Annotated in this window: 20 protein-coding genes; 16 read left to right on the top strand and 4 right to left on the bottom strand. The window is 74.2% G+C overall.

Annotated features, from left to right (window positions below; genetic code table 11):
* The 5 genes from ACFYE1_RS03850 to ACFYE1_RS03830 all read left to right on the top strand — a co-directional run bounded on the left by ACFYE1_RS03850 (position 1) and on the right by ACFYE1_RS03830 (position 4,098).
* Positions 1 to 1,158 carry an adenylate/guanylate cyclase domain-containing protein gene (locus ACFYE1_RS03850; protein ID WP_387740119.1) on the top strand — a complete coding sequence of 386 codons (1,158 nt, stop codon included), beginning with the start codon at positions 1 to 3 and terminating at the stop codon, positions 1,156 to 1,158.
* On the top strand, positions 1,155 to 2,051 hold the full coding sequence (locus tag ACFYE1_RS03845) for a PP2C family protein-serine/threonine phosphatase (RefSeq protein ID WP_387740117.1): 897 nt from the start codon (positions 1,155 to 1,157) through the stop codon (positions 2,049 to 2,051). The genes ACFYE1_RS03850 and ACFYE1_RS03845 overlap by 4 nt, the downstream gene beginning before the upstream one ends.
* A gap of 100 nt (positions 2,052 to 2,151) precedes the next feature.
* Positions 2,152 to 3,126 (top strand): hypothetical protein, encoded by a 975-nt coding sequence (locus ACFYE1_RS03840; protein WP_387740115.1) that lies wholly within the window; start codon positions 2,152 to 2,154, stop codon positions 3,124 to 3,126.
* A 97-nt stretch (positions 3,127 to 3,223) separates the two neighbouring features.
* Complete coding sequence (locus tag ACFYE1_RS03835) at positions 3,224 to 3,586, top strand: ArsR/SmtB family transcription factor (RefSeq protein ID WP_387740113.1); 363 nt, start codon at positions 3,224 to 3,226, stop codon at positions 3,584 to 3,586.
* 14 nt (positions 3,587 to 3,600) lie between these two features.
* Complete coding sequence (locus tag ACFYE1_RS03830; protein ID WP_387740112.1) at positions 3,601 to 4,098, top strand: SRPBCC family protein; 498 nt, start codon at positions 3,601 to 3,603, stop codon at positions 4,096 to 4,098.
* Between the two features lie 118 nt (positions 4,099 to 4,216).
* On the opposite strand, the gene ACFYE1_RS03825 is transcribed toward ACFYE1_RS03830, so the two are convergent.
* Positions 4,217 to 6,580 (bottom strand): acyl-CoA dehydrogenase family protein, encoded by a 2,364-nt coding sequence (locus ACFYE1_RS03825; RefSeq protein WP_387740109.1) that lies wholly within the window; start codon positions 6,578 to 6,580, stop codon positions 4,217 to 4,219.
* 89 nt (positions 6,581 to 6,669) lie between these two features.
* Positions 6,670 to 7,443: a TetR/AcrR family transcriptional regulator gene (locus ACFYE1_RS03820; RefSeq protein ID WP_387740107.1), complete on the bottom strand. Its 774-nt coding sequence runs from the start codon at positions 7,441 to 7,443 to the stop codon at positions 6,670 to 6,672.
* A 69-nt stretch (positions 7,444 to 7,512) separates the two neighbouring features.
* Between ACFYE1_RS03820 and ACFYE1_RS03815 the strand changes: the two genes are divergently transcribed.
* The 6 genes from ACFYE1_RS03815 (at position 7,513) to ACFYE1_RS03790 (ending at position 15,691) form a co-directional block, all read left to right on the top strand.
* Positions 7,513 to 8,886: an acetyl-CoA C-acetyltransferase gene (locus ACFYE1_RS03815; RefSeq protein ID WP_387740104.1), complete on the top strand. Its 1,374-nt coding sequence runs from the start codon at positions 7,513 to 7,515 to the stop codon at positions 8,884 to 8,886.
* A gap of 60 nt (positions 8,887 to 8,946) precedes the next feature.
* Positions 8,947 to 10,329: a 3-oxoacyl-ACP reductase gene (locus ACFYE1_RS03810; protein WP_387740103.1), complete on the top strand. Its 1,383-nt coding sequence runs from the start codon at positions 8,947 to 8,949 to the stop codon at positions 10,327 to 10,329.
* A gap of 2 nt (positions 10,330 to 10,331) precedes the next feature.
* Positions 10,332 to 11,321, top strand: a complete 990-nt coding sequence (locus tag ACFYE1_RS03805; RefSeq protein ID WP_387740254.1) for a MaoC family dehydratase — start codon at positions 10,332 to 10,334, stop codon at positions 11,319 to 11,321.
* A gap of 57 nt (positions 11,322 to 11,378) precedes the next feature.
* A complete protein-coding gene (gene ligA / locus ACFYE1_RS03800; RefSeq protein ID WP_387740102.1) occupies positions 11,379 to 13,673 on the top strand; it encodes an NAD-dependent DNA ligase LigA in 2,295 nt (764 codons plus the stop codon).
* Positions 13,674 to 13,675: 2 nt separating this feature from the next.
* The gene (locus ACFYE1_RS03795) at positions 13,676 to 14,515 is read left to right on the top strand and encodes an inositol monophosphatase family protein (RefSeq protein ID WP_387740100.1); all 840 of its coding nucleotides are present in this window, start codon (positions 13,676 to 13,678) and stop codon (positions 14,513 to 14,515) included.
* A 456-nt stretch (positions 14,516 to 14,971) separates the two neighbouring features.
* Positions 14,972 to 15,691, top strand: coding sequence for a transglycosylase family protein (locus ACFYE1_RS03790; RefSeq protein WP_387740099.1), 720 nt, complete (start codon positions 14,972 to 14,974; stop codon positions 15,689 to 15,691).
* Positions 15,692 to 15,813: 122 nt separating this feature from the next.
* On the opposite strand, the gene ACFYE1_RS03785 is transcribed toward ACFYE1_RS03790, so the two are convergent.
* The gene (locus ACFYE1_RS03785) at positions 15,814 to 16,380 is read right to left on the bottom strand and encodes a hypothetical protein (RefSeq protein ID WP_387740096.1); all 567 of its coding nucleotides are present in this window, start codon (positions 16,378 to 16,380) and stop codon (positions 15,814 to 15,816) included.
* A gap of 138 nt (positions 16,381 to 16,518) precedes the next feature.
* Here ACFYE1_RS03785 and gatC point away from each other — a divergent pair, with 138 nt between their 5' ends.
* From gatC to ACFYE1_RS03765, 4 genes are all read left to right on the top strand, one after another.
* The gene (gene gatC, locus ACFYE1_RS03780; RefSeq protein WP_368797009.1) at positions 16,519 to 16,815 is read left to right on the top strand and encodes an Asp-tRNA(Asn)/Glu-tRNA(Gln) amidotransferase subunit GatC; all 297 of its coding nucleotides are present in this window, start codon (positions 16,519 to 16,521) and stop codon (positions 16,813 to 16,815) included.
* 4 nt (positions 16,816 to 16,819) lie between these two features.
* Positions 16,820 to 18,466: an Asp-tRNA(Asn)/Glu-tRNA(Gln) amidotransferase subunit GatA gene (gene gatA, locus ACFYE1_RS03775; protein WP_387740093.1), complete on the top strand. Its 1,647-nt coding sequence runs from the start codon at positions 16,820 to 16,822 to the stop codon at positions 18,464 to 18,466.
* Entirely contained in the window at positions 18,466 to 19,980 is a 1,515-nt protein-coding gene (gene gatB / locus ACFYE1_RS03770; protein ID WP_387740090.1) for an Asp-tRNA(Asn)/Glu-tRNA(Gln) amidotransferase subunit GatB, read from the top strand. The genes gatA and gatB overlap by 1 nt, the downstream gene beginning before the upstream one ends.
* Positions 19,981 to 20,131: 151 nt before the next feature.
* Positions 20,132 to 21,244 (top strand): NAD(P)/FAD-dependent oxidoreductase, encoded by a 1,113-nt coding sequence (locus ACFYE1_RS03765; protein WP_387740088.1) that lies wholly within the window; start codon positions 20,132 to 20,134, stop codon positions 21,242 to 21,244.
* 10 nt (positions 21,245 to 21,254) lie between these two features.
* On the opposite strand, the gene ACFYE1_RS03760 is transcribed toward ACFYE1_RS03765, so the two are convergent.
* Positions 21,255 to 23,426 (bottom strand): S9 family peptidase, encoded by a 2,172-nt coding sequence (locus tag ACFYE1_RS03760; protein WP_387740086.1) that lies wholly within the window; start codon positions 23,424 to 23,426, stop codon positions 21,255 to 21,257.
* 139 nt (positions 23,427 to 23,565) lie between these two features.
* Between ACFYE1_RS03760 and ACFYE1_RS03755 the strand changes: the two genes are divergently transcribed.
* A complete protein-coding gene (locus tag ACFYE1_RS03755; RefSeq protein ID WP_387740084.1) occupies positions 23,566 to 24,345 on the top strand; it encodes a CPBP family intramembrane glutamic endopeptidase in 780 nt (259 codons plus the stop codon).
* Positions 24,346 to 24,362: the final 17 nt, after the last annotated feature.

Here is a 24,362-nt window from a genome sequence, read left to right as displayed (position 1 = left end):
GTGGCGAGTGAGGACCCGGAGACCCAGGGCGAGCCGGTGCTCGGCCCCCAGACGGCACAGCTGAACCTGAACCTGCACAACCCCGTCCAGGCCAACCTCTACCGCTCGGACGAGTCCAAGGCCGCCGTACAGGCCCTCGAACGGACCCTGCTGGGCTCCGAGCGCGACCTGCGCCGCCGGGAGGCCGCGCGCCGGGGCGGGCTGTCCCTGCTGTCGGCGCGGAAGGTGTGGCGGGCCCTGGGCTTCCCCAATCTCACCGACGACGACCTCTGGTTCACCGAGCGGGACTCCGAGGCCCTCCGGGTGCTGTCCACCATGGTGCTGGAGGAGCGGGTCACCGAGGAGGCGGCCCTGTCCCTGGTGCGCTCGATCGGGCAGATGACCGACCGCATGGTGGTGTGGCAGGTCGAGGCGCTCGTCGAGGACATGGTCGTCCACCGGGGCATGACCGACGCCGCCGCACGCCGGCAGCTGCTGCACCTGCTGCCGGACCTCATCGACGCGATCGAGAACCTTCTGGTCTACTCGTGGCGGCGCCAGATGAACGCCGCCGTGCAACGGCTGGCGATGCGCGTGGAGCGACCCGACGGCTCGACCGCCACCGGCCCCACGTCCGACGACGGGGCGTCCTCCATCCTCCCGCTCGCGCGCGGGGTGGGCTTCGCCGACCTGGTCTCCTACACCTCGCTGTCCCGGCAGATGAACGAGCGGACCCTGGCGAACCTCGTGCAGCGCTTCGAGAACCGCTGCGCCGAGGTGATCGCCGTGGGCGCCGGCCGGCTCATCAAGACCATCGGGGACGAGGTCATGTTCCTCGCCGAGACCCCCGAGGGCGGGGCCCAGATCTCCCTGGCCCTGGCCCGCGCCATCCGCGACGACCCGGAGCTCCCGCAGGCGCGCGTGGCCTTCGTCTGGGGGCGCGTGCTGCCCCGGCTCGGGGACATCTACGGGCCGACGGTGAACCTGGCCTCCCGGCTCGTCTCGCTGACCGAGCCGGGCTCCGTGCTCGTGGACGCCTCGACCGCCGCAGTGCTCTCCGGCGACGACCGCTTCATCCTCCTGCCGCAGCCCACGCGCAACGTGCGGGGCTTCGGCGACGTCCAGCCCGTCGCGCTCTCCCAGGGCGCCGGTCCCGGGCTGGAGGTCGACTTCGAATGAACGCGCCCCTCGTCATCCGCGCGGGCGCGTCCACGGACCGGGGCCTGCGCCGGGAGTCCAACGAGGACGCCCTGGTGGTCACGGCCGCGATGTGCGCCGTGGCGGACGGCATGGGCGGGCACGAGGCCGGCGAGGTGGCGAGCGCGCTGTGCGTGCGCACCCTCGGGGCGTCCCCCCTGTTCCAGCTGGAGGACTTCCGGTCCTTCGAGGTCCTCGAGCCGGAGCCGCCCCGGGACATCGCCCGGTTCCGGGCCACCGTGGAGCGCGAGCTGCGCCTGGACCCCGAGATCCCCGACGACGCGATCGAGGCCGTCCGCCGCGTCCGCTCCGTGCTGTGGCAGGCCGACCAGCACATCCAGCACGCCGTCGAGGGCCGGGCGGGCACCACCGTCACCGGCGTGTGGCTGATGCACATTCACGGTCGCATGCTGTGGGTCGTGTTCAACACGGGCGACTCCCGCACCTACCGGCTGGTCGCGCCCCAGTCCGGGGGCCGTGCCGGCGAGGACGAGGGCGAGCCGATGATCGAGCAGCTGACCGTGGACCACTCGGAGGTGCAGTACCTGGTGTCGATCGGGCAGCTCACCTCCGCGCAGGCGCTCGTGCACCCGCGCCGCAACGTGATCACCCGCGCCCTGGGCACCGGTCAGGTCTGGGAGCCGGACGTGTGGGTGCTCCCGGCCCGGCACGGGGACCGGCTGATGCTGTGCTCGGACGGCCTGACCAACGAGCTGAGCCCCGCGCACATGGCCCGGGTGCTCGCCGCGGTGCCCCACCCGAAGGAGGCGGCCGACGTCCTGCTGCAGGCCGCGCTGCGCACCGGCGGGCGGGACAACGTCACCGTCATCGTGGCCGACGCCGTGCGGCCGGGGGAGTACGCCCCCGGCTTCTGAGCGGCGCACCCCGCGGGGCGGCCGCGTCCCCCGAAGAAGGGAGGCATCATGATCCGTCACATCGGCACCGCCCCCACCAGGCCTGTTTACCTTTGAGAACATGGTTGTCTCGCGCCGCTCCTTCGTCCTCTCCGGCCTCGTGCTCGCCGCCTCCGGGGTCCTCGGGGGCACCCTGGCCGAGACCTCCGCCGGCCGGCGCCCGTTCGTGCTCTGGGGCTCCTCCTCGGCGGCCAGCGCGCTGCACAGGGACCGCCCGCGGGGCTTCCCGGCGGTGCGCATCGACGACCTGCTCTCGCAGCTGCTGGAGGCGCCCGGAACCTCGCGCGCCGTCAGCGGCGACCGGTCGTGGCAGACCCTGTCGATGCGCAGCAGCGCCCACCCCTACCTGCCGCGACTGGGCTCCGGCTACGGGGTCGGGCGGATCCCGTCCCACGGGTCGCTGGTCGTGCCCACCGTGGACGGGCGGGTGCCCAGCGTCCACCTCCCGATCCCGGGCACCGTCTCCGGGCTGCCGTGCACGATTCAGGCCGTGGGGCGGGACCAGGGCGACGTGGTGCTGCGCCGCGTGGTTCCCGGGTCCGAGCTCGAGGTGGCGCCCGCGTCGGCGGCGCGGTGGCGCACGGCGCTGGAGGAGGAGCACCGGGGTCACGTCCACCTGCTGTGGACGGGCAAGAACAACATCGAGGACCCGGACCAGGTCCTCTCCGACACCCGTGCGGCGTGGCGGGTCGAGCCGGACACGTCCGTGGTGATGGGCCACTGGCACACCGCGGCCGACCGGCCCGGCACGGCGGGGTGGGAGCAGGTGCGCGGCGTGAACGCGGCCCACCGGGACGAGTACGGCGACCGGTTCTACGACACCATGGCCGATCTGCGGGATCCCGGCCTGTGGGCCCTGCCGGGTCTGCGGCCATATCGGATCGGCGCCTCGGCCGCGGACCGCCGGTGGCTGGCCCAGGGGCTCCCCCCGCGCTCGGTCGTCGCCGCGGACCGCCGGCACCTGAACGCACTCGGCAACACGGTCGTGGCCCACGGCCTGCACCGCCACCTGACCGGCACGGCGGGCCTCTACTGAGCGGCCCGCGGTGCCGTCCGTGGTCCGTGGAGTCACATTCCGTCCACGGGCGCGGAACTCTTGTCACGGTGCGCTGGGCGCCCTAATCTACAACCAAATGGTTGTACAAAATGAGCTGACGGACGACGAGGTCGACCGCATCTTCCAGGCCCTCGCGGACACGACACGACGGGACATCGTGACACGGGTGCTCCGGCAGGAGCAGTCGGTCTCCGCGCTGGCCGGGCACTACCGGATGAGCTTCGCGGCGGTGCAGAAGCACGTGGCGGTGCTCGAGCGGGCCTCGCTGGTCACCAAGGAGCGGCGCGGCCGGGAACAGGTGGTGCGCGGCAACGTGGCCACGCTGCGCCGGGCGGCGGGGCTGCTGGAGGACTACGAACAGATTTGGCGCGGGCGTGCCCGCGCCATCGAGCGCCTCCTCGCCGAGGAGGCGCCCCCCGGGAACCGGGGGACCCAGTAGGAAGGGAGCAGGACATGCCGGTCATGGACGTGCACAAGGACACGGAGGCGCTGACGCTGACGTTCGTCGCGGAGTTCGCCGCGGATGTCGAGCGGGTCTGGCAGGTCTGGGCCGACCCGCGTCAGCTCGAGCGCTGGTGGGGGCCGCCCGAGTGGCCTGCCACCTTCGAGGAGCACGAGCTCTCCGAGGGCGGGCGGTGCCGCTACTACATGACCGGCCCGGACGGGGAGAAGGCCCGGGGCTGGTGGACGGTCACCGCCGTGGACCCGCCGAACCGGCTGGAGTTCGACGACGGCTTCGCGGGCGAGGACGGCGAGCCGGACCCGACCCTGGGGACCACCCACGGCGTCGTGACGTTCGAAGCCGTCGACGGCCGGACACGGATGACCACGGTCTCGACCTTCGAGAGCGCGGACCAGCTCGAGCAGATGTCCGCGATGGGGATGGAGGAGGGCATGCGGGAGGCCATGGGCCAGATCGACAGCCTCCTCTCCGGTGCCGTCTCCCGCTGAGCCGTCACCGGGCGAGCCGTCTCCCGCAGGGCGCTCCCCGGTCCCGCCCGCGGTGCGGGCCCGGACCGGACGACGCCGCCCCGGTGCTTCCGGGGCGGCGTCGCCGGGTGACGGCGGGTCAGGCGCCCTGCGTCACGGGAGCGCCCGCGGCGCCCCCGGTGCCGGCGGAGCGCTCCGGGGCCGGTTTCGCGGCGGGCTCGGCGGCCGGCTCGCCGGACGCCGCGGCCCGCCGCGCCGCCAGCTTGCGCGGCTTGAGCGCGAGCCGCCGCTCGTGCTGGCGCTCGGCCCGGCGCTCCGTGCGCCGCTCCGACTGCTTCTCGGCCCGGCGCTCCTTTCTCGCCTCCTCCGGGGCCTTCTCGCCGGGTGCCCCGGCGGCGGGCGTGGCGGTGTCCTTGCGCAGGGCCCGCTCCTTGACCGGGGCGCTGCCCGAGGCGCGCAGCCGCCGGTAGTGCTCGGCCGCCTCCTCCTGGCGCCGCGCCTCGATCCCCGTGGCGATCTCGGCCCGCAGGTGCTCCGGCTCCAGCTCGAACGCGGCCACGAGGTCGAGCGCGTGCGGGCGCAGGCGGGCGAGCAGCCGGTCGATGTACTCGTCGAGGCTGCGCCCGCGCCGCATGGACAGCCGGCCGTGGGCGAGGTACCACGCGAGGTTCTTCTCGATGAGCCGCAGCCCGAAGACGTCGCGCAGCCAGGTGAGCACCGTGCGGGTGCCCGGGTCCTCGACCTGCTCCAGGCCGCGGGTGAAGGCCTCCCACTGCAGCAGCTCGGCGTGGGCGCGCGCCGCGGCGATGGTCTTGTACTGGTTCTCGTTGAACAGCGCCGCGGCCTCCGCCCGGGGGAGCTTGGCGCTGGGCCGCAGGTTCTCCGCGATCTCGGCGACCATGGTCTCCACGCGGTCCGTGAGCAGCGCGCGCTGCGCGGACTCCTCGCGCAGGGCGTTGACGGAGCGGCGCACGTCCCCGGTGTCCCGGAAGGCCTGGCCGAGCTTGCGCAGCCCCGACCGGTGGTAGGTGGCCTCGGTGGCCCGGCCCGCCACGTAGCGGGCCATGACGCCCACGTCGACGTGCTTGAACTCGTCCGCCCAGTCGGACAGCAGCCGCTTCGCCACGAGCTGCAGCAGCACCGTGTTGTCGCCCTCGAACGTCGCGTAGACGTCCAAGTCGTGGCGCAGGGAGGTGAGCCGGTTCTTGGTCAGGAACCCCGCGCCGCCGCAGGCTTCGCGGCACTCCTGGACGGTGTCCAGGGCGCTCCAGGTGGACAGCGCCTTCAGGGCCGCCGCCAGGGTCTCGAGGTCCTGCCGGTTCTCGTCGGTGTCCTCGCGGCCCGAGAAGACGTCGTCGTACTTGTGCAGCAGCTCCTGGTGGGCGAAGTGCATGGCGTAGGTCTCGGCCAGTCGCGGCAGCAGCCGCCGCTGGTGCTGCTGGTAGTCCATCAGCACCTCCTCCTGGATGTCGGAGGACGCGTTGAACTGGCGGCGCTCGCTGCCGTAGCGGATCGCGATGCTCAGCGCGGCCTTGTTCGCCAGGACGGCCGCGCCGTCGAGGGAGACCCGGCCCTGGACCAGGGTGCCGATCATCGTGAAGAACCGGCGGCCCGGGCTCGCGATCGGCGAGCTGTAGGTGCCGTCCGCGGCCACGGCGCCGTACTTGTCCAGCAGGTGGGTGCGCGGGATCCGCACGCGGGTGAAGTGCAGCCGGCCGTTGTCGATGCCGTTGAGCCCGCCCTTGTGGCCGTCGTCCTCGCCGCCCACGCCGGGCAGGAAGTTCCCGTCCTCGTCCCGCAGGTCCACCCAGAACGCGTGCACGCCGTGGTTCACGCCGAGCGTGATGAGCTGGGCGAAGACCACGGCGGCGCGCCCGTGCACGGCGGCGTTGCCGAGATAGTCCTTCCACGCCGCCGTGAAGGGGGTGTGGATCTCGAACTCCTCCGTGGCGGGGTCGTACGTGGCGGTGGTGCCGATCGAGGCGACGTCGGAGCCGTGGCCGATCTCGGTCATCGCGAACACGCCCGGGATCCTCAGGTCCCGGATGTCCGCGAGCCAGCGCCGGTGGTGCTCCTCGGTGCCGAGGTTGAGCACCGCGGAACCGAACAGGCCCCACTGCACGCCGGCCTTGATCTGCATCGAGGGGTCCCCGAGCAGCAGCTCCTCGAAGCCCGAGACGTTGCCGCCCGGGTCGTTGTTCCCGCCGTACTCCTCCGGCAGCCCCCGGCTCATCGTGCCCTGCTCCACCAGCAGGTGCAGCTGGCCCAGCACGCGCTCGCGGTGGTCCTGGTAGGTGAGGTTCGGCTGCTGGTGCAGCCGCTCGTCCAGCAGCATCCGGCGGGTCTCGCGCCGGACCTCGGCCCAGCGCCCGAGCAGCACCTCGCCGAGGGCGGCGACGTCCACGGCGGGCGCCGGGATCCCGGGCCTGTCCGCGGAGGTGGAGCCGGCCGCGGATCCGGTGCCGGGTCCGGCGGTGGTCGGTCGGTCGACGGTGGTGGTCATGGTTGCTCCTGTCGTGGGTGACCGGCGGTGGCCGGTGCGGTCACGGGGTGGTCGGAGCCGGCGGGGGTCCGCGCCGGCCCGGGTGGTGGTCAGGTGGGCGGCTGGTCCGGCACGGGCGCGCCAGGCGGGCGCAGGCCGTCGACGGCCCAGCCCACGATCAGTTCCGTCATCCGCTCGCGGGACGGGCGCTGCGTGCCCTCGGGCGTGTTCATCCAGGCCTCGCCGGCGCCGCGCACCATGCCGATCGTGGACGCGGCCCAGTAGCTGAGCACCGGCTCCTCCAGCCGGCGCTCGGCGGGGGTGTGGCGCACGTGGGCCTCCGCGAGCAGTCCGCTGACTGACTCGGCAAACTCCTGGAGCAGCCAGCGCTCGCCGCCGTCCTCGGCGGGGGCGTCCTCCTTGCCGGAGCGCTCGCCGCGGGGCCGCTCGGCCCGGTGCCGGTCCTGCCGGGAGCGTCCGGGGTCGGGGGCGAGGGCCACGACGAAGCGGTACACCGACGCCGAGCGCTCGATGCTGAGCAGGTACTCCGCGACCATCGCCTCGACCGAGTCCTCGAAGGAGCCGGCCGCGCGGGCCGCCTCCTCGAGCCGGTCGCGCATCCGCGTCACGGTGTACTCGCCGACCGCCCGCTGCAGACCCGCCTTGTCCCCGAAGTACCGGTAGTAGACGGACTTGGAGGTCTTGCACGCGGTGGCGATCTCCTCCATGGACGCCTGCGCGCCGAGCTCGTCCACGGCGCCGCGCGCCGTGCGGATGAGCTCGATCCGGCGCTGCGCGCGGTGCCGGGCCCAGCGCGAGGAGCGGCCGTCCGTGGCGGGCGTGCCGCCCGGAGCGGCGGAATCGGTGGCGTCGACCTGTTTCACGATACCCAGAGTATCAGGTATTGTCGTTCGTGACGTGATCATCATCACAACACCACCGAGGAGTTCCCTGTGAGCGAGTCCACCCCCGAGCAGACCGTCGAGCCGACCGCCGAGCACACGACCCCCAGCGGCGCCGGGCGCACCGGCGTGGCCCGCCGCGCCGTCGTGGTCGGCGCCAACCGCATCCCCTTCGCCCGGGCGCACGGCGCCTACGCGAACGCCGGCAACCAGGACATGCTCACCGCCGCCCTCGACGGCCTGGCCGCCCGCTACGGCCTCGCCGGGGAGCGGATCGGCGAGGTCGCCGCCGGCGCCGTGCTCAAGCACCCCAAGGACTTCAACCTCACGCGCGAGTCCGTGCTGGGCTCGGTGCTGGACCCGCGCACCCCGGCCTTCGACGTGCAGCAGGCCTGCGCCACGGGCATGGAGGCCGTCTCCACGTTGGTCAACAAGATCCGGCTCGGCCAGATCGACTCGGCCGTGGCCGGCGGCGTCGACTCGGCCTCGGACGCCCCCGTCGTGGTGAGCGAGCGGCTGCGCCGGACCCTGCTCGAGCTCAACCGGGCTAAGAGCACCCAGCAGAAGCTCAAGGCCCTCGCGGGCCTGCGCCCGGCGGACCTCAAGCCGGTGGCCCCCGGCACGGGGGAGCCGCGCACGGGGCTGTCGATGGGCGAGCACCAGGCCCTCACCACCGCCCGCTGGGGGATCACCCGCGAGGCGCAGGACGAGTTCGCCGCCGCGAGCCACCGCAACCTGGCCGCCGCCTACGAGCGCGGGTTCTTCGACGACCTCGTCACCTCCTTCCGCGGCCTGTCCCGGGACAACAACCTCCGCCCGGACAGCTCCGTCGAGAAGCTCGCCGGGCTCAAGCCGGTGTTCGGGAAGTCCCTCGACGCCGAGGCCACGATGACGGCGGGCAACTCCACGCCCCTCACCGACGGCGCCTCGACCGTGCTGCTCGCGTCCGAGGACTGGGCCGCGGAGCACTCACTGCCCGTGCTCGCCGACGTGGTGGACGTCGAGGCGGCCGCCGTCGACTTCGTGCACGGCGACGAGGGGCTGCTCATGGCCGGCGCCTACGCCGTCCCCCGCCTGCTGGCCCGCCAGGGCCTGGCCCTCGACGACTTCGACTTCGTCGAGATCCACGAGGCGTTCGCCGCGACCGTGCTCGCCACCCTCGCCGCGTGGGAGGACGAACAGTTCGGCCGCGAGCGGCTGGGCCTGGGCGGCGCCTTCGGCACCGTGGACCGGAGCCGGCTCAACGTCACGGGCTCGTCGCTCGCCGCCGGGCACCCCTTCGCCGCGACCGGCGGGCGCATCGTCGGCACCCTCGCCAAGCTGCTGCGCGAGCGCGCCGACGAGACCGGCCGCCCCGCCCGCGGGCTCGTCTCGGTCTGCGCCGCCGGCGGCCTGGGGGTCACCGCGGTCCTCGAGGCCCGCTGAGGCCACGCCCCCGGCGTTCCCACCGCTCCGCCCGATCCGCACAGCAAGGACCCCACCCCCATGGCAGACACCTATCTCGACCTCGTCAGCTCCGGCCCCGGCGGCAGGCTCGCCCGGCAGCTCGGGCTGCCCGCCCCCGCCCGGCTGCGCCGCCACCGCGCCGGGGACCCGCTCGTGCCCGGCCCCGTCCTCGTGCTGGGACGGGGGGAGGAGGCCGACCGGATCGCCGCGGCCCTGCTCGGCTGGGACCTCGACGTGCGGCGCCACCCCGACGACGTGCACCGGTTCGGGGCCGTGGTGCTGGCCCTGACCGAGCTCGCCCGGCCCGCCGACCTGGCCGAGCCCGCGCTCGGCCTGGGCGGGCCGCTGCGCTCGCTCGCCCCCGGCGGCCGGGTGGTCACCGTGTCCCGACCCGCGCCGGGCATCGGCACGGGTGCCGCCTCGGCGACGCCCGCGGCGGCGGAGCCGCTCGACCCGGTCGTCGCCGCGGCCCGCCAGGCGGTCGTCGGCCTCCTGCGCTCCACCGCCCAGGAGATGCGCGCCGGGGCCACCGCCAACGGCGTCCTGCTCGCCGAGGGCGTCGCCCCCGAGGCCCCCAGCGTGCTGGGTGCCCTGCGGTTCCTGCTCTCGGGGCGCAGCGCCTTCGTCTCCGGGCAGTTCGTGACGGTCGGCGACGACGCCGGAGCCCTGTCCGCGGACTGGGAGGCACCACTGCGGGGCAGGGTCGCCGCCGTCACCGGCGCGGCCCGCGGCATCGGCGCGGAGATCGCCCGCACGCTCACCGGCGCCGGCGCGCGCGTCGTCGTCGTGGACGTCCCCGCCGCCGGCGAGCCCCTGGCCGCGCTGGCCAACGAGATCCGTGCCGTGGCCCTCCAGCTCGACGTCACGGACGCGCACGCCGGCGAGAAGATCCTCGGGCTCGCCCGCGAGCGCTTCGGGCACCTGGACGTGGTGGTGCACAACGCCGGGATCACCCGGGACAAGCTGCTGGCCAACATGGACGAGTCCCGATGGGCCGCGGTGCTCGCGGTGAACCTCGAGTCGCAGCTGCGGATGAACGAGCAGCTCCTGGCGGGCGAGGGACTGGGCGAGGCCCCGCGGATCGTCTCCCTGGCCTCCACGAGCGGTGTCGCGGGCAACCGCGGCCAGACCAACTACGCCGCCTCGAAGGCCGGGGTGATCGGGATGGTCGCCGCCACCGCGCCCCTGCTGGCCCGGCGGGGCGGCAGCATCAACGCCGTGGCCCCCGGGTTCATCGAGACGGAGATGACCGCCCGGATGCCGGCGGCCCGCCGCCAGGTCGCGCGCCGGCTCAACTCCCTGCAGCAGGGCGGGCTGCCGGAGGACGTGGCCCAGGCCGTCCTCTTCCTGGCCTCGGACGCCGCCGGCGGCGTCAACGGGCAGACACTGCGCGTGTGCGGCCAGAACCTGGTGGGGGCGTGAGCATGGACCCCGACCGGCACGAGACCGTGGTCCTCACCGACGTCCCCTCCCTGGGCGGGCTCTACGCCCGCGCCGCGGCGGGCGCGGCGGGCCGCCTGCTGCAGGGCGCCCTCACCGAACGGCTGCCCGGCCGGATGCCCGGCCTCCCGGCGGGGCGGCGTCGCTGCGGCGACAGCGCCGCCCCGCTCGAGCTGCCGGCGGTGGCGCACGTGGTCGAGGGCGTGGTCGTCGACCCCGCCGGCCACGAGGGGTTCTGCCGCACGGTCGGCGCGCCGCTGCGCGAGGGCCCTGGCGGGACGGAGGCCTTCTCCGGCTTCCTGCACGCCCTCGCCTTCCCCGTGGCCATGAGCGTGCTGACCCGGCCGGACTTCCCGCTGCCGGTCCTCGGGATGGTGCACCTGGCCAACGAGGTCGAGCACCGCGGCGCCGTGTCGGTGGCGGAGGACCTCATGGTCACCGCCTCCGCCGAGCGGCTGCGTCCGCACCGGTCCGGCGCCCAGGTCGACGTCGTCGCCCGCCTTGCGCGGGAGGACGGCGAGACCGTCTGGACGGGCCGGTCCACCTACCTCGCCAAGAACGTGCGCGTGCCCGGGACGGCCGGCGACGCCCCGCGCGAGGAGTTCGTGCCTCCGGCGCCGACCGGGCACTGGCGGCTGACGGCCGGCACCGGACGGGACTACGCGGCGGTGAGCGGGGACTGGAACCCGATCCACCTCTCCGGCCCCACCGCCAGGGCCCTCGGCATGAAGGGGACGATCGCCCACGGGATGTATTCCGCCTCGCGCACCCTGGCCGAGGTGGAGGTGCCGCCCGGGGTGGCCTTCCGCTGGACGGTGGAGTTCGCGGCGCCCGTCCTGCTCCCGGGCACGGTGGCGGTCGCGATCACCGACGACGGGCGGGGCGCCGGCTGGCGGGGCTCGCGCTTCGCTGGGTGGGACCCGCGGCGCAGGCGCCCGCACTTCACGGGGACGGTGGCGCGGCTGGACGGCTGACCCGCCGCCGCGGAGCCGGTCGACGGCCCCGTCCGGCGCGTGGGCCACAATGGTCGGGTGAGCCCACAGCAGAGGACAGACGCGCGGCCCGTCGACGCCACCGGCCAGGACCTCAACCCCGCCCCGCCCAGCGAGGACCTGAAGGAGCAGTACGCGGAGCTCGTGGACCGGGTGCGCGCGGCGCGGACCGCCTACTACGTCGAGGACGCACCCACCATCTCGGACGCGGAGTACGACGAGCTCTACCGGCGGCTCGAGGAGGTCGAGGCGCTGAACCCCGAGCTGGTGGCCAACGACTCGCCCACCCAGGAGGTCGGCGGCGAGGTCTCCGCGGCGTTCGCGCCGGTGACGCACCTCGCGCGGATGTACTCCCTCGAGGACGTCTTCTCGGTCGACGAGCTCACGGCCTGGCTGGCCAAGGCCTCCGCCTCCATCGAGGCGCTGCCGGACGCCCCGGAGTCCGCGTGGCTCACCGAGCTGAAGATCGACGGGCTGGCCGTGAACCTGCTCTACCGCGACGGCGAGCTCGTGCGGGCCGCGACCCGGGGTGACGGCACCACCGGCGAGGACGTCACGCACAACGTGCGCACCATCGCGACCATCCCCACCACGCTCGCCGGCGAGGACGTCCCCGAGGAGGTCGAGATCCGCGGCGAGGTGTTCATCTCCTCCCGCGACTTCCGCTCCCTCAACGAGGCGATCGTGGCCGAGGGTCGCGCTCCCTTCGCCAACCCGCGCAACGCCGCGGCGGGCTCGCTGCGGCAGAAGGACCCGGAGGTCACGGCCCGGCGCCGGCTGTCCATGTACGTGCACGGCGTGGGCGCCGCCACGGGCCTGCACGCCGACACCCAGTCCGAGGTCTACGAGCTGCTCGAGCGGTGGGGCCTGCCGGTCAGCCCGTACTACAAGGTGCTGCCGACCACGGAGGACGTCCTCGCGTTCATCGAGGAGTACGGCCGCCGCCGCCACGACCTCATCCACGAGATCGACGGCATCGTGGTCAAGGTCGACGACCGCCGGACCCAGTTCCGGCTCGGGCACACCTCCCGGGTGCCCCGCTGGTCCGTGGCCTACAAGTACCCGCCCGAGGAGGTGCACACGCGGCTCAAGGACATCCTGGTCAACGTGGGCCGCACCGGGCGGGTCACGCCGTTCGGCCTCATGGAGCCGGTGCGGGTCGCCGGGTCCACGGTGGAGATGGCGACCCTGCACAACCAGGACGTGGTGAAGGCCAAGGGCGTGCTCATCGGGGACACCGTGGTGCTGCGCAAGGCGGGGGACGTGATCCCCGAGATCGTGGGGCCCGTGGTGGCGCTGCGGGACGGCACGGAGCGCGAGTTCGTGATGCCCACCTCCTGCCCGTCCTGCGGCACGGAGCTGCGCCCGGCCAAGGAGGGGGACGTCGACATCCGCTGCCCCAACGCCCGCAGCTGCCCGTCCCAGCTCCGGGAGCGGGTCTTCCACGCCGCCGGCCGCGGCGCGTTCGACATCGAGGCCCTCGGCTACGAGGCCGCCCTCGCCCTGACCCGGCCCGACGAGCCGGAGTCCCCGCCGCTGACCAGCGAGGCGAACCTGTTCGACCTCACGCCCGCGGACCTGCGCGAGGTGCGGATCCGGCGGGAGAAGAGGTCGCGCGGCGCGCCCACGGGCGAGACCGAGCTCGTGCCCTACTTCTGGACGAAGGGCACGGCCAAGAAGCCGTCCGAGCCCACCGCCACCACCCGCAAGCTGTTCGAGGAGCTCGAGAAGGCGAAGGCCCAGCCGCTGTGGCGCGTGCTCGTGGCCCTGTCCGTCCGGCACGTCGGCCCGACCGCGGCCCGGTCCCTGGCCACGGCCTTCGGCTCGCTGCCGGCCATCCGCGACGCCGACGAGGAGACCCTGGCCCAGGCCGACGGCGTGGGGCCCGTGATCGCCGCCGCGCTCACCGAGTGGTTCGCCGAGCCGTGGCGCTGCGAGATCGTGGAGCGCTGGGCGGCCGCGGGCGTGCGCATGGAGGACGAGGTGGACGAGTCCGTGCCCCGGACCCTCGAGGGCACCACCGTGGTGATCACCGGCACCCTCGAACGCTTCAGCCGCGACTCCGCGAAGGAGGCGGTCCTGGTGCGCGGCGGCAAGGCCTCCGGCTCCGTGTCGAAGAAGACGCACTTCCTGGTGGCGGGCGAGAACGCCGGCACCAAGCTGGACAAGGCCGATCAGCTCGGCGTGCCCGTGCTCGACGAGGCCGGATTCGAGCGGCTCCTCGCCGAGGGGCCCGACGCTCTCTCCGGGGCGGCCGGGAGCGCGCCCGAGGACGCCCCGGCCGGCACGGGAGCGGACCCCGGAAGCAACACCGACGACGAGGACGGGGCCTGAGCATGGGACGCCACGACGACGCGCTGGAGGGCCTCGGCCCGACCGGCGCCCACCTGGAGGAGCTCCTGGAGCTGGCCCTCGCGGCCGCCGAGGCCGGGGCGGAGGTCCTGCGGGGCCGCGACACCGACCGGCTGGGGGTCACCGGCAAGTCCGGCGAGGGGGACTGGGTCACCCGCTTCGACGTCGCCGCCGAGCAGGCCGTGCTGCGCACGATCCTGGACCGCCGCCCGCACGACACGGTCACCGGAGAGGAGTCGGGCACGCACCGGCCGGAGCACCCCTCCGGGGTCCGCTGGTCGGTGGACCCCCTCGACGGCACCACCAACTTCATCCGGGGCATCGTCTACTACTGCACGTCCGTGGCCGCCGCCGACGCCCAGGGCAACTGGCTCGTGGGCGCCGTCAACGCCCCGGCCCTGCGCCGCACCTACTTCGCCGTGCGCGGAGCCGGCGCGTGGGTGGAGGCGGACGGGACGTCCCGCCGGCTCGAGGGCCCCGTGCCGGACCGGCCGGGCCGGCTCTACGGCACCGGGTTCTCGTTCGACGCCACCCGGCGGGAGCGCCAGTTCCCGGCCTTCCTGGCCACCATGCGGGACTACACGGACATGCGGCGCCTGGGCTCGGCGGCCCTGGACCTGTGCATGGTCGCGGATGGCGCGCTCGACGGGTACGGCGAGCAGGGCCTGCACGAGCACGACTGGGCCGCCGGCGCGCTCATCGCCGAGGAAGCCGGTGCGCTCGTGACCCGGCCGGAGCTGCCCTCCCCGGCGGCGGGCGAGGTGCCGGCCGACGCCCGCCTCGCGGCGTGGATCACCGCCCGCGAGCCCGGCATTCCGGGCTGAGCCCGGAGCAGGGCCCGGTCCACCGGCGGTGTGAGATGGCTCTCGTAACTTGACCGAGACCAAAAAGTTGCCATAGCGTGACCTTTGAAGCGTTCTTCCCGAGGGCATGCCCTCCGCTTCCCGGAACGCACGTTCCGGAGCCGGCGTCCATCACGGGCCGGCGACCCCTGCAGGCTGCGAATGTGTGATACCTCACGACGAGCCAAAAGGGGTGGCGCAACGAAAATCGTTACGCTATCGTGATAAACAGCTTCCCCGAGGACACCTCCGGGGATCCGGTGTGCCTGGAGTCCGAATCCCGGCGCGCCACGACACCATGCTGGGTGCTGCCGTAACACCGCACGTCGTCTGAAGGGCAGACACCTGTAAGCACTTACCCACCAACACCTTGACGGGTAGACGACGGCGCGAAGACATCCGGGGACGGAAACGAGCGCAGGTGGCCCAGGGAGCATCATGACCAACGCTTTCGCTGTTCGTCGCAACGTCCGTCGCGGTGCCGCGGCTCTGATCCTCGGCGGGACCGCCGTGGGCGCCATGGCCCTCCCGGCCAACGCCGCCCCGGCCTCCACCTGGGACGCCCTCGCCGAGTGCGAGTCCGGTGGCAACTGGAACACCGCCACCGGCAACGGCTTCTCCGGCGGCCTGCAGTTCACCCCCTCCACCTGGGCCGCCTTCGGTGGCCAGGGCGCCCCGCAGGACGCCTCCCGTGCGCAGCAGATCGCCGTGGCCGAGAACGTCCTCGACGGCCAGGGCTGGGGCGCATGGCCCGCCTGCTCCGCCAAGCTGGGCCTGTCCGGCTCCGCCGCTCCCTCCGCCAACCCGATGGGCACCGCCTCCGTGGTGACCCCGCAGTCGGTCGAGGCTCCGGCCCCGATCGAGGCTCCGGCCCCCGCCCCGGTCGCCGCCCCCGAGCCCGGCCCCATGGCCGCTCCCGCCGAGGCCCCGGCCGCCGTCCAGGCCCCGGTCGTCGAGTACGTGGCCCCCGCCGCCGCCGTGGCCCCGACCGCCGTGTCCGGCGAGACCTACACCGTGGTCCAGGGCGACACGCTCTCCATCATCGCCCAGAAGCTGGGCGTCGAGGGTGGCTGGGAGGCCCTGGCCGCCGCGAACGAGGGCACCATCGCCGACCCGAACCTGATCTTCCCCGGCCAGGTGCTGAACATCCCCGCCTGATCCCCACCGGACAGGCACCGCGCGGCCGCGCCGCGCAAGAGCACGAGAGAGGGCCCCTCCGAACGGAGGGGCCCTCTCTCGTGCCCGGTGGGCACCGGCACGGCGCCGCGCGTGCGCTCAGCTCACGGCGTGCGCTCGGGCCGGGTCCACAGCCACGGCTCGGCGGGCTCGGCCCCGGCGTCGCCGAAGCTCACGGAGCGCTCCGCGCCCTTGACCCGGTACGGCTGGATCACCGTCAGGGACTCGCCCTCCCGGTGCTGGGTCTCCACGGCCACGGCCGTCTGCCCGGAGCGGTCCGGCAGGGTCACGGGGAAGGCGACCGCGGCGCAGAGGAGGTCGTCCCGCAGCTCCACCGCCCGCGCCCGCAGGGCGTCCAGGGCGGCCTCGGGGCTCAGCTCCTCCGCGTCCTCGGCCGGCAGGCTGTCGAGCTCGTACTCGCCGTCCTTGCGTGCGGTGACGAGGAAGGCGGGGAACGCCCCGTGCTGCGCCAGCTGCTGCTCGGCCACGGCCTGGACGTGGGCCATGACCGTGTCGATCGTCGCGGCGGCGTCCTTGCTGACCCGCTGGCGCCACGCGTTGGCGGCGTCCGTCGCGGAGGTCGCGCGCGCGGCCTTCCCGGAGCGGGCGCCGGGGCGCCCGCTCTTGGCGCCTCGGTCCTTCTTCGTGCGGGCGGGGGTGCTCTTGGCCATGTCCGGGTGCTCCTGTGCGGTGGTCGGTGCTCCTCTCCAGGGTATGCCCCTGCGGGGCCCCTCCCGGACGGGAAGGAGGGGAGTGCCGCGCGGCTAGACTGGACCGGAAACCACCCCCGATCACGAGCAGGAGTGCGCATGTCTGCGATCACCCGCGAGCAGGTCGCCCACCTGGCGAAGCTCGCGCACCTCGAGATGACCGAGGAGGAGCTGCGGTCCATGGCGAAGGAGCTCGACCTCGTCGTCGACTCCGTCGCGTCCGTCAGCGAGGCCGCCGGACCGGACGTCCCGGCCACGAGCCATCCCATCCCGCTGCAGAACGTCTTCCGCGAGGACGTCGTGGGCGAGACCCTCACCGCCGAGGAGTCGCTGCTCAACGCACCGGACGCCGCCGAGGGCAAGTTCAAGGTGCCCGCGATCCTGGACGAGGAGTAGCCGCATGAGCAGCACCGGAACTCCCCAGGGACTCGTCGGCCTCTCCGCCGCCGAGCTCGCCCGCCGGCTCGCCGCCGGCGAGGTCACCTCCGTCGACGCCGTCCAGGCCCACCTGGACCGGATCCGGGAGACCGACGGCGAGCCCGTCGACCCCGCCGACCGCAGCCGCGGCAGGACGGGGCTCAACGCCTTCCTGCACGTCAACACCGAGGAGGCCCTGTCCGTGGCCGCCGAGGCGGACGCCGCGCGCGCCCGCGGCGAGGAGCTGCCCGAGCTCGCCGGCGTGCCGATCGCCGTCAAGGACCTCATCGTCACCAAGGGCCAGCCCACCACCGCCGCGTCGCGGATGCTCGAGGGCTGGATGAGCCCGTACGACGCCACGGTGACCCGGCGGCTGCGCGCCGCCCGGATGCCGCTGCTGGGCAAGACCAACCTCGACGAGTTCGCGATGGGCTCCTCCAGCGAGCACTCCGCCTTCGGCGACACCGGCAACCCGTGGGACCTGTCCCGCATCCCGGGCGGGTCCGGCGGCGGGTCCGCCGCCGCCGTGACCGCGTTCCAGGCGCCGCTGGCCCTGGGCACGGACACCGGCGGGTCCATCCGCCAGCCCGCGGCCCTGACCGGTTCGGTGGGCGTCAAGCCGACCTACGGCGGGGTCTCGCGCTACGGCGTGATCGCCATGGCCTCCTCGCTCGACCAGGTGGGCCCCGTGACGCGCACGGTGCTCGACGCCGCGCTGCTGCACGAGGTGATCGGCGGGCACGACCCGCAGGACTCCACGTCCCTGCCCGATCCGGTCGGCGACCTCGCCGCCCAGGCCCGGGCCGGTGCCGCCGAGGGCGGACTGGCGGGCCTGCGCGTGGGCGTCGTCAAGGAGCTCACGGGCGAGGGCTTCCAGCCCGGCGTCCAGCAGCGCTTCGACGAGGCCGTGGAGCTGCTGCGCTCCGCGGGCGCCGAGGTCGTGGAGGTCTCCACCCCCAACTTCAAGTACGCCCTGGGCGCCTACTACCTCATCATGTCCTCGGAGGTCTCCTCCAACCTCGCCAAGTACGACGGCGTGCGCTTCGGCCACCGCGTGCTGCCCGAGGACGGTCCCCTGACCATCGAGCGCGTGATGGGCGCCACCCGGGCCGCGGGCTTCGGCGCAGAGGTCAAGCGCCGCATCATCCTGGGCACCTACGCGCTGTCCGCGGGCTACTACGACGCCTACTACGGTTCGGCCCAGAAGGTCCGCACCCTCGTGCAGCGGGACTTCGCGGCCGCGTTCGAGCGGGTGGACGTGCTGGTCTCCCCGACGTCCCCGACCACCGCGTTCGAGCGGGGCGCCGTCGACGAGTCCGCCGACCCCATGCAGATGTACCTCAACGACATCGCCACCATCCCCACGAACCTGGCCGGGGTCCCCGCGATCTCCGTTCCCGCCGGCCTCGCCCCCGAGGACGGGCTGCCCGTGGGCATCCAGTTCATGGCCCCGGCCCGCCAGGACGCCCGGCTCTACCGCGCCGGCGCCGGCCTCGAGGCCCTTCTCGAGCAGCGCTGGGGCGGCCCGGTCTGGCAGCAGCTGCCGGACACCGCAGCCCTGGTCCGGGACCTGGCCGGCGGGCCCGCCGCGTCCGAACCGTCCGCACCCGTCCGGGGAGGAGCCCGCTGATGACCCAGACCACCGAAGAGGTCCTGTCCTTCGACGAGGCCATGGAGAAGTACGACCCCGTGCTGGGCTTCGAGGTCCACGTGGAGCTCAACACCCGGACCAAGATGTTCGACGCCGCCCCCAACGTCTTCGGGGACGAGCCGAACACCAACGTCACCCCGGTCTCGCTCGGCCTGCCCGGGGTGCTCCCCGTGGTGAACCGGGTGGCCGTGGAGTCGGCGATCAAGCTCGGGCTCGCCCTGGGCTGCGAGATCCGACCGGTCTCCCACTTCGCCCGGAAGAACTACTTCTACCCGGACACCCCCAAGAACTTCCAGACCTCCCAGTACGACGAGCCGATCGCCGAGAACGGCTCCGTCGACGTCGAGCTGGAGGACGGGACCGTGTTCACGGTCGAGATCGAGCGCGCCCACATGGAGGAGGACGCCGGGAAGCTCACGCACATGGGCGGCGCCGCCGGGCGCATCCAGGGCGCCGACTTCTCCCTCGTCGACTACAACCGCGCCGGCGTCCCGCTCATCGAGATCGTGACGAAGCCCATCGTGGGCGCCGGCACCCGCGCGCCCGAGCTGGCCCGCGTCTACGTGGCCCTGATCCGGGAGATCGTGAAGAACCTCGGGATCTCGGACGCGAAGATGGAGCGCGGCAACGTCCGCTGCGACGCCAACGTCTCGCTCATGCCCAAGGGCAGCGCCACGTTCGGCACCCGCTCCGAGACCAAGAACGTGAACTCGCTGCGCGCCGTGGAGCGCGCGGTGCGCTTCGAGATCCAGCGCCACGCGGCGGTCCTGGACTCCGGCGGCACGATCGTGCAGGAGACCCGGCACTGGCACGAGGACACCCGCTCCACCACGAGCGGGCGCCCCAAGTCCGACGCGGACGACTACCGCTACTTCCCGGAGCCCGACCTCGTGCCGGTCGTGACCGACCACGAGTGGATCGAGCGGCTGCGGGCCGAGCTGCCCGAGCCCCCGGCCGAGCGCCGGAAGCGGCTCAAGACCGACTGGGGGTTCTCCGACGAGGAGTTCCGGGACGTCGTCAACGCGGGTGTCCTCGACGAGATCGAGCAGACCGTCGCCGCCGGCGCCGCGCCGTCCGCGGCCCGCAAGTGGTGGATGGGCGAGATCGCCCGGCTGGCCAAGCAGCGGGAGGTCGAGATCGCGGAGCTGGGCGTCACCCCGGCCCACGTCGTCGAGCTCGACGGGCTCATCGGCGCCGGCAAGATCAACGACAAGCTGGCCAAGAAGGTCCTCGCCCACGTCCTCGAGGGCGAGGGGTCCCCGGGCGAGGTCGTCGAGCAGCGCGGCCTGGCGGTCGTCTCCGACGACGGCGTGCTCACCGCGGCGATCGACGACGCCATGGCGCAGATGCCCGACGTCGTGGCGAAGGTGCAGGCGGGGAAGGTGCAGGCCGTCGGCGCCCTCATCGGCCCGGTCATGAAGGCCACCCGCGGCCAGGCCGATGCCGGCCGGGTGCGCGAACTGATCCTGGAGAAGCTGGGCGTCCAGGGCTGACTGTGCCCGCCCGCCGAGGGGTCGCGAGCCGCGCCCGCGGAACACCGGGGTCGCTTCCCGCGGAGATCCACGACGGATTTCCGCAGGAAGCGGCCCCTCGCCGCACAGCGCGCGCTGAAGGCGGCCCCTCGCGGCGTGCGAGCATGGGCGCATGGACCCTGCGTGCGACGTGCTCGTCATCGGCGGCGGCATCGCCGGACTGTCCCTGGCCTCGGAGCTGGCCGACCGGCGGGGGAGCGGAGCGGGGATCGTGCTCGCGGAGACCGAGCCGGCCCTGGCCCACCACGCCTCCGGGCGCTCGGCCGAGCAGCTGATCCCCAGCTACGGCCCGGCGCCGGTCCGGGAGCTGACCGCGGCGACCGTGGCCCGGCTGCTCGACCCGAGTCCCGCCCCGTCCCGGCCCCTGGCCTGGCCCCGCCGCATGGTCCTCGTGGGCACCGAGGAACGGCTGCGCGCCGAGGCCGCCCCGGGGATGCGCGCGCTGTCCCGCGCGGAGCTCGTGGAGCTGTGCCCCGAGCTGGCGTGCTCCCCGGCGGACGTGGTGGCGGCCGGGCGCCTCGACTGCACCTCCGTGCGCACCGACGCCGCGGCCCTCGTGGCGTGGCACCGCGACCGCGCCGCGGCGGCGGGCGCGCGGCTGCTCACCGGCGCGCCGGTGACCGCGGCGGAGCCCGACGGCGCCGGCTGGCAGGTCACGGCCGGCGCGCACCGGCTGCGCCCCCGGCAGGTGGTCGTCGCCGCGGGCGCCTGGGCGGACGAGGCGGCGGCCCTGTTCGGCGCGGCCCCGCTGGATCTGCGCCCGCTGCGGCGCACCGCCGCCCTGGTGCGGCTCGCCAAGCCCCTGGCCCCGGACCACCCCATGGTCGTCGCCGCGGACCACGGCTGGTACTACCGGCGGGCCGGGGACGGCGCGCTCGTCTCCCCCTCCGAGGCCGTGCCGAGCGAGCCCTGCGACGCGCAGCCGGTGCTCGAGGAGGTCGAGGACCTCCTGGCGCGGCTCAACACCGTGACCTCCCTCGGCGCCACCGGGATCGAGCGGGCATGGACCGGGCTGCGCACCGAGTCCCCGGACGGCGTGCCCGTGTGCGGATTCGACGCCGCCGCGCCCGGGCTCCTGTGGCTGGCGGGCCAGGGCGGCTACGGGTTCCAGACCAGCACCGCCATGGCCCGAGCGGCCACGGACCTACTCCTGGACGGGGCGGTGGGCCCGTGGTGCTCCCCGGAGACGGCCGCCGCCCTGGACCCGGTCCGCTTCCGGCGCTGAGCCCGCCGGGTCAGGCGCCGCCGCGGCCCAGCCGGTCCAGCACCCAGGCGTACTCCCAGGCCGTGTCCTTCCACTGCGAGTACCGCCCCGAGGCGCCCCCGTGGCCGCCGGCCATCTCGCAGCGCAGCAGCACCGGCTCGCCGGAGGTCGAGGCGTCCCGCAGCGCGGCGACCCACTTGGCGGGCTCCACGTAGAGCACCCGGGTGTCGTTGAGGCTCGTCACCGCCAGCACCGGGGGATAGGGCAGGGCGCGGACGTTCTCGTAGGGGGAGTAGTCGCGCATGTACCGGTAGACGTGCGCGTCCTCGATGGGATTGCCCCACTCCTCCCACTCGAGCGCCGTGAGCGGCAGGGTCGGGTCGAGGATGGACGTCAGCGGGTCCACGAACGGCACCGCGGCGAGCGCGCCGCAGTACCGCTCCGGGGCGAGGTTGAGCACCGCGCCCACCAGCAGGCCACCGGCGGAGCCCCCCATGACCAGGATCCGCCGCTCGTCGAGGTCCGGCCGGGCCGCGAGGTGCTCGGTGACCGCCACGTAGTCGGTGAACGTGTTCGTCTTGTGCAGCTTCTTGCCGTGCTCGTACCAGGTCCGGCCGAGCTCCCCGCCGCCGCGCACGTGCGCCACGGCCCAGACGACGCCGCGGTCCAGCAGGGACAGCCGCGAGATCGAGAACGCGGGGTCGGTGCTGTGCTCGTAGGAGCCGTAGGCGTACTGCAGCACCGGCGCCGGCACGGAGGGGTCGAGGTCCGCCCGGCGGATCAGGGAGACGGGGATGCGGGTGCCGTCCGCCGCGGTGGCCCAGTCCCGCTCGACCGCGTAGTCGGCGGGGTCGTAGCCGCCGAGCACCGTGGCCTCGCGCCGCAGCAGGGGCTCGGCGGGCAGCGCGCCGTCGTCCCCGGTGGCGCCCGCCACGAAGACGTCGTAGACGCGCGGGGGCGTCGTGAAGGACGTGTAGGACAGCCGCACCACGGGCGCGTCGTGCTCCGCGGCGGAGACGCTCGCGGTGTAGAGCTCCTCGGCGAACGCCGGCTCCACGGGCTCGGCCTGGGCGGCCGTGCCCAGGCCGGCGAGCGGGAGCAGCCGGACCCGCAGCGTGGTGTCCGCCCGGACGGAGACCACCAGGTGGGTGGCCGTCACGGCGCAGCCGTTGACGCGGACGGTGCCGGAGGCCGGCACGACGTTGCGCAGGGCCACCTCCGCGACCGGGCGGCCGAGGTCGGCCGGGTCCATGAGGGAGATCCGCGAGTTCGGGGCGTCGTGGTCGTGGGTCAGCAGGATCTGCTCCCGCCCGTCCAGCAGCAGGGGCTCCGCCTCGTAGAGCACCCGGTCGGTGCGGGGCAGCACCACCCGCAGCGGCGCCGCCGGGTCCGCGACCGGCTGGATGAGCTGCTCGGAGAACTCGGAGCACATGGCCTCCACCACGATCCAGCGGCGGTCCGCGGACAGTCCGGCCCCGAGCCAGAGACCGGGGTCGGCCTCCTCGTGGACGACGACGTCCTCGGCCACCGCGGTGCCCAGCTCGTGCCGGCGCAGCTGATGGGGGCGCCAGGACTCGTCCACCACCGTGTAGTACAGGGCGCGGGCGTCGGGGGTGAGGAACGATCCGTAGAAGGTCCCGGGGATCTCGTCGGCGAGCAGCACTCCCGTGGTGAGGTCCCGGACCCGCAGGGTGAAGCGCTCGTCGCCGGTGACGTCCTCGGCCCAGGCCAGCAGCTCCCCGTCCTCGGAGACGTCGAAGCTGCCGAGGGAGTAGAACTCGTGCTTCGCGGCCTCCGCGTTGGCGTCGAGGAGCACCTGCTCCCCGGTCATGGGGGTGCCGGGCTCGACGACGGGCGGGGTCCAGTCGGCGAGGACGTCGCCGGTGGTCACCGCCGGGACCCGGCAGAACACCTGGTGCGCGCCGCCCTCCACCGTGCGGGCGAAGTACCACCAGGCGCCGCGCCGACTGGGCACGGACAGGTCCGTCTCCTGGGTGCGGTCCTTGATCTCCCCGAAGATCGTCTCGCGCAACCCCGCGAGGTGGGCGGTGGCGGACTCCGCGTACTCGTTCTCCGCGGCGAGGTGGGCCAGCACCTCGGGGGAGTCCTTGTCCCGCATCCACTCGTACGGGTCGGAGAACACGTGGCCGTGGAAGGCGCGCTCGACGGGCTGCCGGCTGATCTGCGGGGGAAGGACTGTCATGGGTTCCATCCTAGGGAAGACGTGCCGGGGAGCACGGTCCGGACGGGGCAGGGGCAGGGCGGTCCCGGCAGGACGGGCCCGGGCACCGCTCGCCGCCGTGTACGCGGGCCGTCCGGTGCGCCGGTGCCAGAATGGCCGCATGAGCACCCCCGCCCACCTCGCCCCGCGACCGCCCGCCTTCGGATCCACCCGCGCCGACCTGTGGCTGCAGGTGCTCCTGGTGCTCGGGGTGTCCCTGGGCGCCTCGGCCCTCTACGCGGTGCTCTCCCTCGCGGAGCACCTCGCGCGCGGACCGCTGTCCGAGGCGCAGGCCACCATGAACCCGCCGCTGAGCCTGCAGCCCCTCTTCGACCTGCTCCGCCAGCTCACCGGCATCGCCCTGGACCTGGTGCCGGTGCTGCTCGCGCTCTACCTGCTCGCCGGCTCCGCCGGCGCCCTGGGCACGGTCCGCCGGCGGATCGGTCTCGACGCCCGCATGCCCGTCCCGGACCTCGGCCTCGGCACCGTGCTCTTCCTGGTCATGGGCCTGGGGACGCTGGCGCTCTACGGCGCCGGCCGGGCGCTGGGCGTCACCGCGGAGGTCACCACGTCCGGGCTCGCCCCGCACTGGTGGACGGTGCCCGTGCTGCTGCTCTCGGCCGTGCGCCACGCCCTGGTCGAGGAGGTCGTCGTGGTCGCGTTCCTGACCGACCGGCTGACCCGCATCGGATGGAGCTGGCCCGTGGTGCTGGTGGTCACGGCCCTGTTCCGCGGCAGCTACCACCTCTACCAGGGGATCGGGCCCTTCCTTGGCAACGTGGTGATGGGCCTCGTCTTCGCGGAGCTCTACCGGCGCACCGGCCGGGTGATGCCGCTCGTCGTCGCGCACTTCCTGCTCGACGCCGTGGGCTTCCTCGGCGCCGCCCGGCTCCTGGGCTGAGCCCGGAGCCGCCCGGC

Origin of the sequence: Kocuria nitroreducens (assembly GCF_042879195.1) — a bacterium.
In the GTDB taxonomy this organism is placed as follows: Bacteria; Actinomycetota; Actinomycetes; order Actinomycetales; family Micrococcaceae; genus Kocuria; species Kocuria nitroreducens.
This window is presented reverse-complemented; position numbering and strand designations above follow the sequence as displayed.